Genomic DNA, 18,495 nt, shown 5'->3' on the forward strand with positions numbered 1-18,495 from the left:
AACCAATACTAATTGCCCGTGAGGCTTGACCATATAACACCCAAGCAATTTGCGAACTCGAGAGAGACCAGATTGCGGTGTGTGAAGACGAAGATGAACCGAAAGTTCGACGCTCACAAACACCACGATCTATCACATACCCAATTTGCTGAAGCGAGGCCAGCTGGCCACGACTCAGTACCCGAATTTCTTGACGACCATAGAGCATTGGAACCACCTGATCCCATCCCGAACTCAGCAGTGAAACGATGCATCGCCGATGGTAGTGTGGGGTTTCCCCATGTGAGAGTAGGTCATCGTCAAGATTAAATTCCGAAACCCCAATTGCGAAAGCAGTTGGGGTTTTGTTTTGGACGCTCGAAAATCTTGTGGGGCGTCGATCAATACTGATATCCACCCTTTCTATGCAATGACCCTGCGCATGGCTATCATGCGTGCCTCATTCTGAGGCGATATGTGCATGCTGACGTTGTTGAAACTTCTGAAAGATGGTCAGTTCCATTCTGGAGAAGCGCTTGGCGCCGCCCTGGGCGTTAGTCGCAGTGCCGTGTGGAAGCAGCTTCAGCATCTTGAGGCAGAATTGAATCTTCCTATCCATAAGGTTCGGGGTCGTGGGTATAGATTGGCTGCGCCATTGGTATTTTTGAATGCGCAGGAGGTTTCTCGGGAGGCGACTTCCCTATCTTGGCCCGTTCATATTTTCGATTCCATTGACTCCACTAATGCCGAGGCCTTACGTCTTGTCGATGCGGGTAGTGCGGCACCTTTTGTTGTGCTAGCGGAGCAGCAGACGGCTGGTAGGGGGCGCAGAGGCCGTAAATGGGTCAGCCCATTTGCGCAAAACGTTTACTACAGCCTTGTATTGCGTATTGAGGGTGGTCTGCGGCAACTGGAAGGGTTGAGTCTGGTGATAGGACTGGCAGTCCTGCAGGCTCTGCGTGAGTCGGGTGTGCAGGGCGCGGCTTTGAAGTGGCCAAACGACGTCTTGGTTGGGCACAAGAAAATCTCAGGCATCTTGCTTGAGCTGGTGGGAGATCCCGCGGATATCTGTCACGTTGTGCTAGGGATAGGTATCAATGTGAATATGCAGAGGGCAGCTGATGTTGATCAGCAGTGGACCTCGATGCAGCTTGAGACGGGCTTTTCAGTTGATCGCAATCACCTGGTGGCGCGACTGGGTTTGCAACTCCAAGCCTACCTAGATCGACACAAGGCTGCGGGTTTTGCAGGGTTGCAAGACGAATGGGAGCAGCATCACGCGTGGCAGGGGAAGTCCGTGTCGCTTATCGCGGGCGTCAATCAGATTGATGGGGTTGTGCTGGGCGTGGATCGTCAGGGCGCCTTGCGTTTGGATGTCGGTGGCGTGGAGAAAATATACAGCGGTGGTGAGTTAAGCCTGAGGTTGCGTGATGATTCTTGAGCTCGACTGTGGAAATAGCTTTATCAAATGGCGTGTTCTTGAGTTGAGTGAGGCAACTGTTCGCGCGGAAGGTATCGCAGGTTCAGATATCGCGCTGATCGATAGTTTGGTGGCTTTGCCTGGTCTATTGCTCACGCGTTGTCGGTTAGTGAGTGTTCGCGCGCTTGAGGAGACCGATAAGCTGATAGCTGCCTTGGTAGCGGCATTTGGCGTTGCTGTTTCCTGTGCAACCTCTGCTCAAGAAATGGGCGGAGTGCGCAACGGCTACGAAGACTTCCAGCGCCTGGGGATGGATCGATGGCTGGCCATGCTAGGCGCGTTCAAGTTGGCGTCAGGTGCATGCCTGGTACTCGACTTTGGTACAGCGGCGACAGCAGATTTTATTGGTCCGGACGGTGGGCACCTGGGTGGGTTTATTTGCCCGGGTATGCCGCTTATGCGTAATCAACTGCGAACCCATACCCGCAAGATACGCTATGACGACGCGGCCGCTGAGCGGGCTGTGGAACGTCTCTCTCCTGGTCGTACGACCGTAGAGGCCGTCGAGCGTGGGTGTACGCTCATGCTTAGAGGGTTTGTGCTGACCCAGCTCGAGTTGGCGCGAGGCTATTGGGGGGAGGATTTCACAGTCTTCCTCACTGGCGGCGATGCTGACCTGGTGAGGGATGCTGCGCCTCAAGCTCGGCTGGTCCCGGATCTGGTGTTTGTTGGTTTGGCAATGGCGTGTCCTTTGTCTTGAGGTGATTATGCGCTGGCTGTTTTTACTTTTACTGGTCCTCAATGTTTTCTATTACGTCTGGCATCAGCAAGAGGCGCCATTGCGGGCCAAGGATGTCACGCCCTTGAGTCTCCATCGGGGGGCACAACAAGATATTCGCCTCCTGAGTGAGTCGGCAGATGCGGTGGCGCGGCGTGATCGAGCGAGGCCGGCAGAGTCGCAGAATACCTGCTTGTACATCGGTGGGTTCACTGATCGACGCCAAGCCTCCTCTCTCGAGCAGAGGCTCACCAGCCTGGATATCAAGGTCAAAGTACAGTTGCTGAATGCGCCGGACGCCTCGGGTTATTGGTTGCGTGTAGCCCCTGAGAGCCGTCGCCTGGCTGACGATCTGCCCTTTGAAAGCCTTGCTAATGAATTCAATGAGTTAAAACATAAAATAATGCTGTGTGAAGGCATTGCAACTCTCGAATAGTTTGCATAGAATGGCGCCCGCTTCGCAGTGAAGACCTTTAAGGGCTACAGTGCAAAGCGACCGTCAATGCAGCTAACCTCATAATTTAAATGAGAAAATGCTTGACAGAAGGTCGGCGTGATGTAAAATGCCGGCTCGCTTAGGAGGGGTTCCCGAGCGGCCAAAGGGATCAGACTGTAAATCTGACGTCTACGACTTCGAAGGTTCGAATCCTTCCCCCTCCACCATTTTTAGCGTGAGCTGCAAGCTCCGCGGGTATAGTTTAGTGGTAGAACCTCAGCCTTCCAAGCTGATGATGCGGGTTCGATTCCCGCTACCCGCTCCAAGTTTGCAGGTTGTGCAAGGTGTTTCGCTCTTGTAGCTCAGTTGGTAGAGCACACCCTTGGTAAGGGTGAGGTCAGCGGTTCAAATCCGCTCAAGAGCTCCATATGACAAGGCAGATATGAAAATATCTGCCTTTGTTTTAACAGCTGCCTCGGCTTGAGTGTTGTTCGATGTTTCAGGTCTTGTGGGGTTGGTTGTTGTAAAGTCTTTTTCAGGCCTGCATAATGGTCGGCCTGATTTTGTTTTAGGTCAGTAGCTCAATTGGCAGAGCGACGGTCTCCAAAACCGTAGGTTGGGGGTTCGATTCCCTCCTGACCTGCCAGATTCACGTGGTGTGTCTGGCTTTCTTTTCACAGGATCTTCATAGATGACTCCTAAGGCTGAAGCTCAAAGCTCTCGTTTCGATCTGGTAAAGTGGCTCGCTGTAGTCGCCTTGGTGGTCGTAGGCGTTGTTGGCAATCAGTACTATTCTGCTTCGCCGATCCTGTACCGTGTACTCGCTTTGCTTGCCCTCGCTGCTGTAGCTGCCTTTGTAGGCCTGCAGACTGCCAAAGGCAAGTCGTTCGCGGTACTGGTTAAGGAAGCTCGCACCGAAATCCGTAAAGTCGTTTGGCCGACTCGCCAAGAAACCACTCAGACCACGTTGATTGTCGTGGCTGTTGTTTTGGTTATGGCGTTGCTGTTGTGGGGGCTTGATTCCCTGCTCGGCTGGCTTGTTTCCTTGATTGTTGGCTAAGGGTGTCCCGTGGCTAAGCGTTGGTACGTTGTGCATGCTTACTCGGGTTACGAGAAGCATGTTATGCGCTCTTTGCTGGAGCGCGTAAAGCTGGCAGGCATGGAAGATGGCTTCGGCGAAATTCTGGTTCCCACTGAAGAAGTGGTTGAAATGCGGAATGGGCAGAAGCGCAAAAGCGAACGCAAGTTCTTCCCTGGCTACGTGCTGGTACAAATGGACATGAACGAAGGTACTTGGCACTTGGTCAAGGATACCCCTCGCGTCATGGGCTTCATTGGCGGTACTGCCGACAAGCCTGCTCCGATCACCGACAAAGAGGCGGAAGCAATTCTGCGTCGTGTTGCTGACGGTAGCGACAAGCCCAAGCCGAAGACATTGTTCGAGCCGGGTGAGGTTGTTCGCGTTACAGACGGTCCGTTCGCTGATTTTAACGGTACGGTCGAAGAAGTTAACTACGAAAAGAGCAGGATCCAAGTGGCAGTGCTCATTTTCGGTCGCTCTACCCCGGTAGAGTTGGAGTTCAGCCAGGTCGAAAAGGTCTAGCTGGGCAAGCATCCCAACCCCGCAGCCTAGGCTGTGGGGTTTTGTCGTCACTGGGATAAACGCGCAAGTAACCGGGGAGCCTTTCGAGGCGTTTGAACCCGTAATTGGAGTGCCTCATGGCCAAGAAGATTACCGCTTACATCAAGCTGCAAGTGAAGGCCGCTCAGGCCAACCCTAGCCCACCCGTCGGTCCAGCTCTGGGTCAGCACGGCGTGAACATCATGGAATTCTGCAAGGCCTTCAACGCCCGTACTCAGGGTCTTGAGCCAGGTCTGCCGACTCCAGTGATCATCACTGTATACAGCGACCGTAGCTTCACCTTCGAAACCAAGTCGACCCCGGCTTCGGTTTTGCTGAAGAAAGCTGCCGGTCTGACCAGCGGTTCCGCTCGTCCTAACACCGTTAAGGTTGGCACCGTAACCCGTGCTCAGCTGGAAGAAATCGCGAAAACCAAAAACGCGGATCTGACTGCAGCTGATATGGATGCAGCCGTGCGTACCATCGCCGGTTCTGCTCGTAGCATGGGCCTTAACGTGGAGGGTGTGTAATGGCTAAGCTGACCAAGCGCCAAAAGGCTATCGCCGGCAAGATCGAAGCAGGCAAGTCCTACAACTTCGTAGACGCTGCTGCCCTGCTGACCGAGCTGTCGACTGTCAAGTTCAGCGAGTCTGTTGACGTTGCTGTAAACCTGGGTGTTGACCCACGTAAATCCGACCAGGTCGTTCGTAGCGCTACTGTGCTGCCACACGGCACTGGCAAGACTGTACGTGTTGCTGTCTTCACCCAAGGCCCAGCTGCTGAAGCTGCTCTGGCCGCTGGTGCTGATCGCGTTGGCATGGACGACCTGGCTGCCGAAATGAAAGGCGGCGACCTGAACTATGACGTCGTTATTGCTTCCCCGGATGCAATGCGTGTTGTAGGTCAGTTGGGTCAGATCCTCGGTCCACGTGGCCTGATGCCTAACCCTAAAGTCGGTACCGTAACTCCAGACGTAGCTACCGCGGTTAAAAACGCCAAGGCTGGTCAGGTTCGTTATCGCACCGACAAAAACGGCATCATTCACACCTCCGTTGGCAAAGTCGGCTTCGATGCCGTCAAGCTGAAGGAAAACGTTGAAGCCCTGATCGCTGATCTGAAGCGTATCAAGCCTGCTTCCTCGAAAGGTATCTACGTCAAGCGCGTTACCCTGAGCACCACTATGGGCCCAGGTCTGGTCATCGACCAAGGCTCGCTGGACGTATAAGACATAAATTGGCGCAAGTAATTGCGCCAATTGAAAGATTGGGGTCCCTGCCTGGCGGGGGCTATCCAAGACCGTAGGCGACGCAAGTCTTAAACCAACAAGCCTACGCAGATGGTGCTCCCGGTTCCTTACCGAATCAGACACCAAAACGACATCAGGCCTAGGCCAGATGAAACGGTAACAAGCAGGAGTTAAACCCGTGGCAATTAATCTCGAAGACAAGAAGGCCATCGTCGCTGAAGTCAACGAGGCTGCCAAAGCTGCTCTGTCCGCTGTCGTGGCTGATGCCCGTGGTGTGACAGTAGGCGCTATGACCGGACTCCGTAAAGAGGCTCGTGAAGCTGGCGTATACGTACGTGTTGTACGTAACACCCTGCTCAAGCGCGCCGTTGCTGACACTGAATACAGTGTTCTCAACGATGTGTTCACCGGCCCGACTCTGATCGCGTTCTCTAAAGATCATCCAGGCGCTGCTGCCCGTTTGTTCAAAGAATTCGCCAAGAGTCAGGATAAGTTCGAGATCAAGGCAGCTGCGTTCGAGGGCAAGTTCCTCGCAGCTAACCAAATCGACGTACTGGCAACACTGCCGACCCGTAACGAAGCTATTTCGCAGCTGATGAGCGTGATTCAAGGCGCTACCAGCAAGCTGGCTCGTACTCTGGCTGCAGTTCGCGAGCAAAAAGAAGCTGCCGCAGCCTAAGGCTGAGCAAATTCTCTCGCGTATTTTTGTTTATTTCGATGGCCGCGTAGGCCGTCCCCCAATTCAGGAAATACAGCAATGTCTATCTCCCAAGACGATATCCTCAACGCCGTAGCTGAAATGTCGGTTCTGCAGGTTGTTGAGCTGATCAAAGCTTTCGAAGAAAAATTCGGCGTTTCCGCTGCCGCTGCTTCCGCTGGCCCAGCTGTTGCTGCTGTCGCTGCTGAAGAGCAAACCGAATTCAACGTCATGCTGCTGGAAGCTGGCGAGAAGAAAGTAAACGTGATCAAGGCAGTACGTGAACTGACCGGTCTGGGCCTGAAAGAAGCCAAGGCTGTAGTTGACGGCGCTCCTGCCCAGGTTCTGGAAGCAGTGTCGAAAGACGCCGCTGACAAAGCCAAAGCTACTCTGGAAGAAGCAGGCGCTAAAGTCGAGCTGAAGTAAGCATCGACCTTGCGTCTCCAGCCCAAGCGTTAAGCTGAAGGCTGATGGCTGGTGGCTCTTGCCACCGGCCTTTTTCCGTTCTTGGCTGTCGACTCGGTCGCCGCCATTAACGCGCTGTAGCCACCCGAAGCGGTGGTGCAAACCATGGGGTTTGCAAGATTTTCTGGCTGCTCCCGTCGGAGGGGCCAAACAAGCAGGTGACCAAGCTGGGGAACGCTGATGGCTTACTCATATACTGAGAAAAAACGTATCCGCAAGGACTTTAGCAAGTTGCCGGACGTCATGGATGTCCCGTACCTTCTGGCTATCCAGCTGGATTCGTATCGTGAATTCTTGCAGGCGGGAGCGACCAAAGATCAGTTCCGCGACGTGGGCCTGCATGCGGCCTTCAAATCCGTTTTCCCGATCATCAGCTACTCCGGCAATGCTGCGCTGGAGTACGTCGGTTATCGCCTGGGCGAACCGGCATTTGATGTCAAAGAATGCGTGTTGCGTGGCGTTACGTACGCCGTACCTTTGCGGGTAAAAGTCCGTCTGATCATTTTCGACAAAGAATCGTCGAACAAAGCGATCAAGGACATCAAAGAGCAAGAAGTCTACATGGGCGAAATCCCACTGATGACTGAAAACGGTACCTTCGTAATCAACGGTACCGAGCGTGTAATCGTTTCCCAGCTGCACCGTTCCCCGGGCGTGTTCTTCGACCACGACCGCGGCAAGACGCACAGCTCCGGCAAACTCCTGTACTCCGCGCGGATCATTCCGTACCGCGGTTCGTGGTTGGACTTCGAGTTCGACCCGAAAGACTGCGTGTTCGTGCGTATCGACCGTCGTCGCAAGCTGCCGGCCTCGGTATTGCTGCGCGCGCTCGGTTACACCACTGAGCAGGTGCTGGACGCTTTCTACACCACCAACGTATTCAGCCTGAAGGATGAAACCCTCAAGCTGGAGCTGATCGCTTCGCGTCTGCGTGGTGAAATTGCTGTACTGGACATCCAGGACGAAAAAGGCAAGGTCATCGTTGAGGCTGGCCGTCGTATCACTGCGCGCCACATCAACCAGATCGAAAAAGCCGGTATCAAAGAGCTGGAAGTGCCACTGGACTACGTCCTGGGTCGCACTACCGCCAAGGTCATCGTTCACCCGGCTACAGGCGAAATCCTGGCTGAGTGCAACACCGAGCTGAACACCGAGATCCTGGCCAAGATCGCCAAGGCCCAGGTTGTTCGCATCGAGACCCTGTACACCAACGATATCGACTGCGGTCCGTTCATCTCCGACACACTGAAGATCGACTCCACCAGCAACCAATTGGAAGCACTGGTCGAGATCTATCGCATGATGCGTCCTGGTGAGCCACCAACCAAAGATGCTGCCGAAACCCTGTTCAACAACCTGTTCTTCAGCCCTGAGCGCTATGACCTGTCTGCGGTCGGCCGGATGAAGTTCAACCGTCGTATCGGTCGTACCGAGATCGAAGGTTCGGGCGTGCTGTGCAAGGAAGACATCGTCGCGGTATTGAAGACCCTGGTCGACATCCGTAACGGCAAAGGCATCGTCGATGACATCGACCACCTGGGTAACCGTCGTGTTCGCTGCGTAGGTGAAATGGCCGAGAACCAGTTCCGCGTTGGCCTGGTACGTGTTGAGCGTGCGGTCAAAGAGCGTCTGTCGATGGCTGAAAGCGAAGGCCTGATGCCGCAAGACCTGATCAACGCCAAGCCAGTGGCTGCGGCGGTGAAAGAGTTCTTCGGTTCCAGCCAGCTTTCGCAGTTCATGGACCAGAACAACCCGCTCTCCGAGATCACCCACAAGCGCCGTGTTTCTGCACTGGGCCCGGGCGGTCTGACCCGTGAGCGCGCTGGCTTTGAAGTCCGTGACGTACACCCGACGCACTACGGTCGTGTTTGCCCGATCGAAACGCCGGAAGGTCCGAACATCGGTCTGATCAACTCCCTGGCTGCCTATGCGCGCACCAACCAGTACGGCTTCCTCGAAAGCCCGTACCGTGTGGTGAAAGACGCCCTGGTCACCGACGAGATCGTATTCCTGTCCGCCATCGAAGAAGCTGATCACGTGATCGCTCAGGCTTCGGCCACGATGAACGACAAGAAAGTCCTGGTCGACGAGCTGGTAGCTGTTCGTCACTTGAACGAGTTCACCGTCAAGGCGCCGGAAGACGTCACCTTGATGGACGTTTCTCCGAAGCAGGTAGTTTCGGTTGCAGCGTCGCTGATCCCGTTCCTGGAACACGATGACGCCAACCGTGCGTTGATGGGTTCCAACATGCAGCGTCAAGCTGTACCGACCCTGCGCGCTGACAAGCCGCTGGTAGGTACTGGCATGGAGCGCAACGTAGCACGTGACTCCGGCGTTTGCGTCGTGGCTCGTCGTGGCGGTGTGATCGACTCCGTTGATGCCAGCCGTATCGTGGTTCGTGTTGCCGATGACGAAGTAGAAACTGGCGAAGCCGGTGTCGACATCTACAACCTGACCAAATACACCCGTTCGAACCAGAACACCTGCATCAACCAGCGTCCGCTGGTGAGCAAGGGTGATCGCGTTCAGCGTAGCGACATCATGGCTGACGGCCCGTCCACCGACATGGGTGAACTGGCTCTCGGCCAGAACATGCGCATCGCGTTCATGGCATGGAACGGCTTCAACTTCGAAGACTCCATCTGCCTGTCCGAGCGTGTGGTTCAAGAAGACCGCTTCACCACGATCCACATCCAGGAACTGACCTGTGTGGCGCGTGATACCAAGCTTGGGCCTGAGGAAATCACTGCAGACATCCCGAACGTGGGTGAAGCTGCACTGAACAAGCTGGACGAAGCCGGTATCGTTTATGTAGGTGCTGAAGTTGGCGCTGGCGACATCCTGGTCGGTAAAGTCACTCCGAAAGGCGAGACCCAACTGACGCCGGAAGAGAAGCTGCTGCGTGCCATCTTCGGTGAAAAAGCCAGCGACGTGAAAGACACCTCCCTGCGTGTACCTACCGGTACCAAGGGTACTGTCATCGACGTACAGGTCTTCACCCGTGACGGCGTTGAGCGTGATGCTCGTGCACTGTCCATCGAGAAGACCCAGCTCGACGAGATCCGCAAGGATCTGAACGAAGAGTTCCGTATCGTTGAAGGCGCGACCTTCGAACGTCTGCGTTCCGCTCTGGTAGGCCACAAGGCTGAAGGCGGCGCGGGCCTGAAGAAAGGTCAGGACATCACCGACGAAATCCTCGACGGTCTTGAGCACGGCCAGTGGTTCAAACTGCGCATGGCTGAAGATGCTCTGAACGAGCAGCTCGAGAAGGCCCAGGCCTATATCGTTGATCGCCGCCGTCTGCTGGACGACAAGTTCGAAGACAAGAAGCGCAAACTGCAGCAGGGCGATGACCTAGCTCCAGGCGTGCTGAAAATCGTCAAGGTTTACCTGGCAATCCGTCGCCGCATCCAGCCGGGCGACAAGATGGCCGGTCGTCACGGTAACAAGGGTGTGGTCTCTGTGATCATGCCGGTTGAAGACATGCCGCACGATGCCAATGGCACCCCGGTCGACGTCGTCCTCAACCCGTTGGGCGTACCTTCGCGTATGAACGTTGGTCAGATCCTTGAAACCCACCTGGGCCTCGCGGCCAAAGGTCTGGGCGAGAAGATCAACCGTATGATCGAAGAGCAGCGCAAAGTCGCAGACCTGCGTAAGTTCCTGCACGAGATCTACAACGAGATCGGCGGTCGCAACGAAGAGCTGGACACCTTCTCCGACCAGGAAATCCTGGATCTGGCGAAGAACCTGCGCGGCGGCGTTCCAATGGCTACCCCGGTGTTCGACGGTGCCAAGGAAAGCGAAATCAAGGCCATGCTCAAACTAGCAGACCTGCCAGAAAGCGGCCAGATGCAGCTGTTCGACGGCCGTACCGGCAACAAGTTCGAGCGCCCGGTTACTGTTGGCTACATGTACATGCTGAAGCTGAACCACTTGGTAGACGACAAGATGCACGCTCGTTCTACCGGTTCGTACAGCCTGGTTACCCAGCAGCCGCTGGGTGGTAAGGCTCAGTTCGGTGGTCAGCGTTTCGGGGAGATGGAGGTCTGGGCACTGGAAGCATACGGTGCTGCATACACTCTGCAAGAAATGCTCACAGTGAAGTCGGACGATGTGAACGGTCGTACCAAGATGTACAAAAACATCGTGGACGGTGATCACCGTATGGAGCCGGGCATGCCCGAGTCCTTCAACGTGTTGATCAAAGAAATTCGTTCCCTCGGCATCGATATCGATCTGGAAACCGAATAACACGTGACGCGAATCGAGAGCGGGGCTGTTTAGCCCGCTCTCTGCTCCGCCAGGAGGAAAGGCCTTGAAAGACCTACTGAATTTGCTGAAAAACCAGGGTCAAGTCGAAGAGTTCGACGCCATCCGTATTGGGTTGGCATCGCCTGAGATGATCCGTTCGTGGTCGTTCGGTGAAGTTAAAAAGCCGGAAACCATCAACTACCGTACGTTCAAACCTGAGCGTGACGGCCTGTTCTGCGCCAAGATCTTTGGCCCGGTAAAGGATTACGAGTGCCTGTGCGGTAAGTACAAGCGCTTGAAGCACCGTGGTGTGATCTGCGAGAAGTGCGGCGTTGAAGTTGCGCTGGCCAAGGTTCGTCGTGAGCGCATGGCGCACATCGAACTGGCTTCGCCGGTTGCCCACATCTGGTTCCTGAAATCGCTGCCGTCCCGTATCGGCTTGCTGATGGACATGACCCTGCGTGATATCGAACGCGTTCTCTACTTCGAGAGCTATGTCGTTATCGATCCAGGCATGACCACCCTTGAAAAAGGTCAGCTGCTGAACGACGAGCAGTACTTCGAAGCGCTGGAAGAGTTCGGCGACGATTTCGATGCCCGCATGGGTGCCGAAGCTGTCCGCGAACTGCTGCACGCTATCGACCTGGAGCACGAGATTGGTCGTCTGCGTGAAGAGATTCCGCAAACCAACTCCGAAACCAAGATCAAGAAGCTGTCCAAGCGTCTGAAGTTGATGGAAGCCTTCCAGGGTTCCGGCAACCTGCCAGAGTGGATGGTGCTGACCGTTCTGCCGGTTCTGCCGCCAGACCTGCGTCCGCTGGTACCGTTGGACGGTGGTCGTTTCGCGACGTCCGACCTCAACGACCTGTACCGCCGCGTGATCAACCGTAACAACCGCTTGAAGCGCCTGCTTGATCTGTCCGCTCCGGACATCATCGTGCGCAACGAAAAGCGTATGTTGCAAGAAGCGGTCGATGCCCTGCTCGACAACGGTCGTCGTGGCCGCGCTATCACCGGTTCGAACAAGCGTCCTCTGAAATCCCTGGCTGACATGATCAAGGGTAAGCAAGGTCGTTTCCGTCAGAACTTGCTCGGTAAGCGTGTTGACTACTCCGGTCGTTCGGTAATTACCGTAGGCCCGACCCTGCGTCTGCACCAGTGCGGTCTGCCTAAGAAGATGGCACTCGAGCTGTTCAAGCCGTTCATCTTCGGCAAGCTGGAAATGCGCGGTCTCGCGACCACCATCAAAGCGGCCAAGAAAATGGTCGAGCGCGAACTGCCAGAGGTTTGGGACGTTCTCGCTGAAGTGATTCGCGAACACCCGGTTCTCCTCAACCGTGCACCGACCCTTCACCGTCTGGGTATCCAGGCGTTTGAACCTGTACTGATCGAAGGTAAGGCTATCCAGCTGCACCCTCTGGTCTGTGCCGCGTACAACGCCGACTTCGACGGCGACCAAATGGCCGTGCACGTACCGCTGACACTGGAAGCCCAGTTGGAAGCGCGTGCGTTGATGATGTCGACCAACAATATTCTGTCGCCAGCCAACGGTGAGCCAATCATCGTTCCGTCGCAGGACGTTGTATTGGGTCTGTACTACATGACTCGCGAAGCGATCAACGCCAAAGGCGAAGGTCGTGTGTTTGCTGACCTGCAGGAAGTTGACCGTGTGTTCCGTGCCGGCGAAGCCGCACTGCACGCCAAGGTCAAGGTGCGGATCCACGAAACCGTCAACGACCGTGACGGCGGCAGCGTGAGCAACACCCGTATCGTCGACACCACTGTCGGCCGTGCGCTGTTGTACCAGGTTGTTCCAAAAGGTCTGTCGTACGACGTCGTCAACCTGCCGATGAAGAAAAAGGCGATCTCCAAGCTGATCAACCAGTGCTACCGCGTGGTTGGTTTGAAAGAGACCGTTATCTTCGCTGACCAGTTGATGTACACAGGTTTCGCTTACTCGACTATCTCCGGCGTTTCCATCGGCGTTAACGACTTCGTTATCCCGGATGAAAAAGCCCGCATCATCAGTGCTGCCACTGACGAAGTGAAAGAGATCGAGAGCCAGTACGCCTCCGGCCTGGTAACCCAGGGCGAGAAGTACAACAAAGTGATCGACCTTTGGTCCAAGGCCAACGACGAAGTGTCCAAGGCGATGATGGCCAACCTCTCGAAAGAGAAAGTCATCGACCGTCATGGCGTCGAAGTCGATCAAGAGTCTTTCAACTCGATGTACATGATGGCCGACTCGGGCGCACGGGGTTCTGCTGCGCAGATCCGTCAGCTCGCCGGTATGCGTGGCCTGATGGCCAAGCCGGACGGTTCCATCATCGAAACGCCGATCACTGCGAACTTCCGTGAAGGTTTGAGCGTACTTCAGTACTTCATCTCCACTCACGGTGCTCGTAAGGGTCTTGCGGATACCGCGTTGAAAACCGCTAACTCCGGTTACCTGACTCGTCGTCTGGTAGACGTTGCACAAGATCTGGTTGTAACCGAGATCGATTGCGGCACCGAGCACGGCCTGCTGATGACGCCGCACATTGAAGGCGGTGACGTTGTAGAGCCGCTGGGTGAGCGCGTATTGGGTCGTGTTATTGCCCGTGACGTATTCAAGCCAGGTACCGAGGAAGTTATCGTTCCTGCCGGCACCCTGGTTGACGAGAAGTGGGTCGAGTTCATCGAACTCAACAGCATCGACGAAGTGATCGTTCGCTCGCCGATCAGCTGCGAAACCCGCTACGGCATCTGCGCCAAGTGCTATGGCCGTGACTTGGCTCGTGGTCACCAGGTGAACATCGGTGAAGCGGTCGGCGTTATCGCTGCCCAGTCCATCGGTGAGCCGGGTACCCAGCTGACCATGCGTACGTTCCACATCGGTGGTGCGGCAAGCCGGACCTCCGCAGCCGACAGCGTTCAGGTGAAGAATGGCGGTACCGTCCGCCTGCATAACCTCAAGCACGTTGAGCGAGTGGATGGTCACCTGGTTGCTGTGTCCCGTTCCGGTGAGCTGGCCATCGCTGATGACTACGGTCGTGAGCGTGAGCGTTACAAGCTGCCGTACGGTGCTGTGATTTCGGTTAAAGAAGGTGACAAGGTCGACGCTGGCGCAATCGTGGCCAAGTGGGATCCGCACACTCACCCAATCGTTACCGAAATGAAAGGTACCGTGACCTACGTGGGCATGGAAGAAGGCATCACGATCAAGCGTCAGACTGACGAATTGACCGGTATGACCAACATTGAAGTACTCGACGCCAAAGATCGTCCAGCTGCTGGTAAGGACATCCGTCCTGCCGTGAAGATGGTCGATGACAACGGCAAGGATCTGTTGCTGCCAGGCACTGACGTAATCGCTCAGTACTTCCTGCCAGCCAACGCCCTGGTCGGTGTAGCGGATGGTGCGAAGATCGCGATCGGTGATGTTATCGCGCGTATCCCGCAAGAAACTTCGAAGACCCGTGACATCACCGGTGGTCTGCCGCGTGTTGCCGACTTGTTCGAAGCTCGTCGTCCGAAAGAAGCGTCGATTCTGGCTGAAGTCAGCGGCACCATCGCGTTCGGTAAAGAAACCAAAGGCAAGCGCCGTCTGGTTATTACCCCGAACGACGGTAGCGATCCGTATGAAGAGCTGATTCCGAAGTGGCGTCACCTGAACGTGTTCGAAGGCGAACAGGTAAACCGCGGCGAAGTTATCTCCGACGGTCCGAGCGATCCACACGACATCCTGCGTCTGCTGGGTGTGAGTGCGCTGGCCAAGTACATCGTTAACGAGATCCAGGACGTTTACCGTCTGCAAGGCGTGAAGATCAACGACAAGCACATCGAGACCATCCTGCGTCAGATGCTGCGTAAAGTTGAAATCGCTGAATCCGGCGATTCCAGTTTCATCAAGGGCGACCAGATGGAACTGACTCACGTACTGGTAGAAAACGAGCGCCTGGCGAACGAAGAGAAATTTGTCTCCAAGTTCACTCGCGTGCTGCTGGGTATCACCAAGGCGTCGTTGTCCACTGAGTCGTTCATCTCGGCGGCCTCCTTCCAGGAGACCACTCGCGTACTGACCGAAGCAGCGGTAACCGGCAAGCGCGATTACCTGCGCGGCCTGAAAGAAAACGTAGTCGTGGGTCGTCTGATCCCGGCAGGTACCGGTTTGGCTTACCACAGCGAGCGTAAGCGTCGCCGTGATGCTGACAAGCCGCTGCGCGTAAGCGCCAGTGAAGTGGAAGCTGCACTGACCGAAGCGCTGAACTCAAGCGGTAACTGAGTTCTGCGATAGATGAGTCTGGGCCCTGGCACTCCCGTTCGTCGGATCGAGGCATTTTTGCCCCGGTTCGACGCGAGGGGAGGTCGGGGCCTTGCCTTGACTGGGGACAAGATCCTCTTTAGACTCTTGTACCCCTAAATTTGGCGGGAATTCGTTCCTGCCATTTTGCTTTTCTTGCAAGACAATAGCGTCGCAAGACAACAGTGGAGCTAGTAGATGGCAACTATCAACCAGCTGGTACGTCAGCCGCGTAAGCGTATCGTCGAGAAATCCGACGTACCTGCGCTGCAGAACTGCCCGCAACGTCGTGGCGTATGCACCCGTGTGTATACCACCACGCCGAAAAAACCTAACTCGGCACTGCGTAAAGTATGCCGTGTGCGTCTGACCAACGGTTTCGAGGTTTCCTCGTACATCGGCGGTGAAGGCCACAACCTGCAAGAGCACAGCGTGGTACTGATCCGCGGCGGTCGTGTAAAAGACTTGCCAGGTGTTCGTTATCACACCGTACGCGGTTCCTTGGATACTTCCGGCGTTAAAGGTCGTAACCAGGGTCGTTCGAAGTACGGTACCAAGAAGCCTAAGTAGTAGCGGCTTTTTGTAAACCTGAATCATCTTATTTTCTGAGTCGATAAGAGTAAGGTCGGAGGCGTCCCGAAAGGGCACCGATTCCGAGCGAACCTGAAGACCGTTTGAGGGCTTATCCATGCCAAGAAGACGCGTAGCAGCCAAGCGCGAAGTGCTTGACGATCCAAAATACGGAAGCCAAATCCTGGCCAAGTTCATGAACCACGTAATGGAAAGCGGCAAGAAAGCCGTTGCCGAGCGTATCGTTTATGGCGCGCTGGAAAAGGTTAAAGAACGCAAGAACAGCGACCCCCTGGAAATCTTCGAGAAAGCTCTCGACGCCATCGCTCCGCTGGTCGAAGTGAAGTCGCGCCGTGTAGGCGGTGCTACTTACCAGGTTCCGGTTGAAGTTCGTCCGTCCCGTCGTAACGCTCTGGCAATGCGCTGGTTGGTAGACTTCGCCCGTAAGCGCGGCGAGAAGTCTATGGCTCTGCGTTTGGCCGGCGAACTGTTGGACGCTGCTGAAGGTAAAGGTGCTGCTGTTAAGAAGCGTGAAGACGTGCACCGTATGGCTGAAGCCAACAAAGCTTTCTCGCACTACCGCTTCTAATTTTAGCTTCACTAATTTTGCGAGGGCTTTATGGCTCGTACTACTCCGATTAGCCGCTACCGTAACATCGGTATCGTCGCTCACGTGGATGCTGGTAAAACCACCACCACCGAGCGCGTACTGTTTTACACCGGCAAAAGTCACAAAATGGGCGAGGTGCATGACGGCGCCGCGACCACAGACTGGATGGTTCAGGAGCAGGAGCGTGGTATTACCATTACTTCTGCTGCTATTACCGCCTTCTGGAAAGGTTCCGAGAAGCAGTACAAAGACGAGCATCGCTTCAACGTAATCGATACCCCGGGCCACGTAGACTTCACCATTGAAGTTGAACGTTCCCTGCGCGTGCTCGACGGCGCTGTCGTTGTGTTCTGCGGCACCTCGGGTGTTGAGCCTCAGTCGGAAACCGTATGGCGTCAAGCCAACAAGTACGGTGTTCCACGTCTTGTTTATGTAAACAAGATGGACCGTGCTGGTGCCAACTTCCTGCGCGTGATCGGTCAGATCAAGCAGCGTCTGGGTCACACTCCGGTGCCTATCCAGTTGGCTATCGGTTCCGAAGACAACTTCCAGGGTCAGATCGATCTGATCAACATGGAAGCTGTTTACTGGAATGATTCCGACAAAGGTATGGTTCCTGTTCGTAAGCCTATCCCTGAAGAGCTTCAGGAACTGGCTGACGAGTGGCGCAACAACATGGTTGAGGCTGCTGCCGAAGCCAGCGAAGAGCTGATGAACAAGTACCTCGAAGGTGAAGAACTCACCAACGTGGAAATCAAGGCCGCTCTGCGTCAGCGTACTATCGCTGGTGAGATCGTCTTGGCTGTTTGCGGTTCCTCGTTCAAGAACAAGGGTGTTCCCCTGGTTCTCGACGCCGTTATCGACTACCTGCCTGCTCCAACCGACATTCCTGCTATCAAGGGTTCCAACCCTGATAACGAGGAAGAAGAAATGGAGCGTCACGCCGATGACAACGAGCCGTTCTCGGCTCTGGCGTTCAAGATCGCTACCGACCCATTCGTGGGTACTTTGACCTTCGTCCGCGTTTACTCGGGCGTGTTGGCCTCCGGCGACGGCGTGATCAACTCGGTTAAAGGCAAGAAAGAGCGCGTGGGTCGTATGGTGCAAATGCACGCAAACGCCCGTGAAGAGATCAAGGAAGTACGCGCTGGTGACATCGCGGCCCTGATCGGCATGAAGGACGTCACCACTGGTGAGACTTTGTGCGACGCTGCCAAGCCAATCATCCTGGTTCGCATGGACTTCCCGGAGCCGGTTATTTCGGTTGCCGTAGAGCCTAAGACCAAGGATGACCAGGAAAAAATGGGTATCGCTCTGGGCAAGCTTGCTCAGGAAGATCCATCTTTCCGCGTCAAGACTGATGAAGAGACTGGTCAAACGATCATCTCCGGCATGGGCGAGCTGCACCTGGACATCCTGGTTGACCGGATGCGCCGTGAGTTCAACGTCGAAGCCAACATCGGTAAGCCTCAGGTTTCCTATCGTGAGCGCATCACGAAGAACTGTGAAATCGAAGGCAAGTTCGTTCGTCAATCCGGCGGTCGTGGTCAGTTCGGTCACTGCTGGATCCGTTTTGCTCCTGCTGACGAAGGTCAGGAAGGTCTGCAATTCGTGAACGAAGTAGTAGGTGGTGTTGTTCCTAAGGAATACATCCCTGCTATCCAGAAGGGTATCGAAGAGCAGATGAAGAACGGTGTTGTTGCCGGCTATCCGCTGATCGGCCTGAAAGCAACCGTTTTTGACGGTTCTTACCACGACGTCGACTCCAACGAGATGGCGTTTAAGGTGGCTGCTTCCATGGCAACCAAGCAACTGGCCCAGAAGGGCGGTGGTGAGTTGCTTGAGCCAATCATGGCGGTAGAAGTTGTTACACCTGAAGACTATATGGGTGATGTCATGGGCGACCTTAACCGTCGTCGCGGCATGATCTTGGGTATGGAAGACACGGTTTCCGGCAAAGTGATTCGCGCCGAGGTTCCGTTGGGCGAGATGTTCGGTTATGCGACCGACGTTCGTTCCATGTCCCAGGGTCGCGCAAGCTACTCTATGGAATTCAAAAAATACAACACAGCTCCGGCGCACATCGCTGAAACTGTATCCAAAAAACAAGGCTGATTCAGTCCTTTAGGCAAGGAGT

At 55.2% G+C, this 18,495-nt stretch carries 14 protein-coding genes, 4 tRNA genes and 1 rRNA gene; all 19 read left to right on the forward strand.

The annotated features are described in order from the left end of the window. Positions 1-189: 189 nt before the first annotated feature. A 5S ribosomal RNA gene (gene rrf, locus BT199_RS21690) occupies positions 190-305 on the forward strand. Positions 306-460: 155 nt separating this feature from the next. Next, positions 461-1,420, forward strand: coding sequence for a bifunctional biotin--[acetyl-CoA-carboxylase] ligase/biotin operon repressor BirA (birA, locus tag BT199_RS21695; RefSeq protein WP_072435444.1), 960 nt, complete (start codon positions 461-463; stop codon positions 1,418-1,420). Further along, positions 1,410-2,159: a pantothenate kinase gene (locus tag BT199_RS21700; RefSeq protein WP_014720156.1), complete on the forward strand. Its 750-nt coding sequence runs from the start codon at positions 1,410-1,412 to the stop codon at positions 2,157-2,159. The genes birA and BT199_RS21700 overlap by 11 nt, the downstream gene beginning before the upstream one ends. Before the next feature lie 7 nt (positions 2,160-2,166). Then, the gene (locus tag BT199_RS21705) at positions 2,167-2,613 is read left to right on the forward strand and encodes a hypothetical protein (RefSeq protein WP_072435445.1); all 447 of its coding nucleotides are present in this window, start codon (positions 2,167-2,169) and stop codon (positions 2,611-2,613) included. A 142-nt stretch (positions 2,614-2,755) separates the two neighbouring features. After that, positions 2,756-2,840 (forward strand) — tRNA-Tyr (locus tag BT199_RS21710). Between the two features lie 24 nt (positions 2,841-2,864). Beyond that, positions 2,865-2,938 (forward strand) — tRNA-Gly (locus BT199_RS21715). Positions 2,939-2,964: 26 nt separating this feature from the next. After that, positions 2,965-3,040, forward strand: a tRNA-Thr gene (locus tag BT199_RS21720). Between the two features lie 143 nt (positions 3,041-3,183). Beyond that, positions 3,184-3,259: transfer RNA gene (locus tag BT199_RS21725), tRNA-Trp, on the forward strand. A gap of 45 nt (positions 3,260-3,304) precedes the next feature. Next, entirely contained in the window at positions 3,305-3,673 is a 369-nt protein-coding gene (gene secE, locus BT199_RS21730; protein ID WP_003194658.1) for a preprotein translocase subunit SecE, read from the forward strand. A gap of 9 nt (positions 3,674-3,682) precedes the next feature. Next, complete coding sequence (gene nusG / locus BT199_RS21735; protein WP_003176436.1) at positions 3,683-4,216, forward strand: transcription termination/antitermination protein NusG; 534 nt, start codon at positions 3,683-3,685, stop codon at positions 4,214-4,216. Between the two features lie 116 nt (positions 4,217-4,332). After that, positions 4,333-4,764 (forward strand): 50S ribosomal protein L11, encoded by a 432-nt coding sequence (rplK, locus tag BT199_RS21740; RefSeq protein ID WP_003176435.1) that lies wholly within the window; start codon positions 4,333-4,335, stop codon positions 4,762-4,764. Then, the gene (rplA, locus tag BT199_RS21745; RefSeq protein ID WP_003176434.1) at positions 4,764-5,459 is read left to right on the forward strand and encodes a 50S ribosomal protein L1; all 696 of its coding nucleotides are present in this window, start codon (positions 4,764-4,766) and stop codon (positions 5,457-5,459) included. Before rplK ends, rplA begins: the two co-directional genes overlap by 1 nt. Positions 5,460-5,658: 199 nt before the next feature. Next, positions 5,659-6,159, forward strand: a complete 501-nt coding sequence (gene rplJ, locus BT199_RS21750; RefSeq protein WP_003176433.1) for a 50S ribosomal protein L10 — start codon at positions 5,659-5,661, stop codon at positions 6,157-6,159. Positions 6,160-6,237: 78 nt separating this feature from the next. Further along, a complete protein-coding gene (gene rplL / locus BT199_RS21755; protein ID WP_003176432.1) occupies positions 6,238-6,603 on the forward strand; it encodes a 50S ribosomal protein L7/L12 in 366 nt (121 codons plus the stop codon). A 219-nt stretch (positions 6,604-6,822) separates the two neighbouring features. Next, positions 6,823-10,896, forward strand: coding sequence for a DNA-directed RNA polymerase subunit beta (rpoB, locus tag BT199_RS21760; RefSeq protein WP_010206926.1), 4,074 nt, complete (start codon positions 6,823-6,825; stop codon positions 10,894-10,896). Between the two features lie 64 nt (positions 10,897-10,960). After that, positions 10,961-15,160, forward strand: a complete 4,200-nt coding sequence (gene rpoC / locus BT199_RS21765) for a DNA-directed RNA polymerase subunit beta' (protein WP_019819137.1) — start codon at positions 10,961-10,963, stop codon at positions 15,158-15,160. 216 nt (positions 15,161-15,376) lie between these two features. Continuing rightward, positions 15,377-15,748 carry a 30S ribosomal protein S12 gene (gene rpsL, locus BT199_RS21770; protein WP_002555494.1) on the forward strand — a complete coding sequence of 124 codons (372 nt, stop codon included), beginning with the start codon at positions 15,377-15,379 and terminating at the stop codon, positions 15,746-15,748. Between the two features lie 118 nt (positions 15,749-15,866). Then, the gene (gene rpsG / locus BT199_RS21775; RefSeq protein WP_002555493.1) at positions 15,867-16,337 is read left to right on the forward strand and encodes a 30S ribosomal protein S7; all 471 of its coding nucleotides are present in this window, start codon (positions 15,867-15,869) and stop codon (positions 16,335-16,337) included. Positions 16,338-16,367: 30 nt separating this feature from the next. Then, the gene (fusA, locus tag BT199_RS21780; RefSeq protein WP_003194651.1) at positions 16,368-18,473 is read left to right on the forward strand and encodes an elongation factor G; all 2,106 of its coding nucleotides are present in this window, start codon (positions 16,368-16,370) and stop codon (positions 18,471-18,473) included. The last annotated feature ends 22 nt before the right edge of the window (positions 18,474-18,495 follow it).

It is taken from the genome of Pseudomonas sp. NFR02 (assembly GCF_900119375.1).
Classification (GTDB): Bacteria; Pseudomonadota; Gammaproteobacteria; order Pseudomonadales; family Pseudomonadaceae; genus Aquipseudomonas; species Aquipseudomonas paracarnis.

Coding starts and splice junctions, on each gene's coding strand:
- birA (WP_072435444.1), top strand. CDS start 461: ATGCTGACGTTGTTGAAACTTCTGAAAGATGGTCAGTTCCATTCTGGA.
- BT199_RS21700 (WP_014720156.1), top strand. CDS start 1,410: ATGATTCTTGAGCTCGACTGTGGAAATAGCTTTATCAAATGGCGTGTT.
- BT199_RS21705 (WP_072435445.1), top strand. CDS start 2,167: ATGCGCTGGCTGTTTTTACTTTTACTGGTCCTCAATGTTTTCTATTAC.
- secE (WP_003194658.1), top strand. CDS start 3,305: ATGACTCCTAAGGCTGAAGCTCAAAGCTCTCGTTTCGATCTGGTAAAG.
- rplK (WP_003176435.1), top strand. CDS start 4,333: ATGGCCAAGAAGATTACCGCTTACATCAAGCTGCAAGTGAAGGCCGCT.
- rplA (WP_003176434.1), top strand. CDS start 4,764: ATGGCTAAGCTGACCAAGCGCCAAAAGGCTATCGCCGGCAAGATCGAA.
- rplL (WP_003176432.1), top strand. CDS start 6,238: ATGTCTATCTCCCAAGACGATATCCTCAACGCCGTAGCTGAAATGTCG.
- rpoB (WP_010206926.1), top strand. CDS start 6,823: ATGGCTTACTCATATACTGAGAAAAAACGTATCCGCAAGGACTTTAGC.
- rpsL (WP_002555494.1), top strand. CDS start 15,377: ATGGCAACTATCAACCAGCTGGTACGTCAGCCGCGTAAGCGTATCGTC.
- rpsG (WP_002555493.1), top strand. CDS start 15,867: ATGCCAAGAAGACGCGTAGCAGCCAAGCGCGAAGTGCTTGACGATCCA.
- fusA (WP_003194651.1), top strand. CDS start 16,368: ATGGCTCGTACTACTCCGATTAGCCGCTACCGTAACATCGGTATCGTC.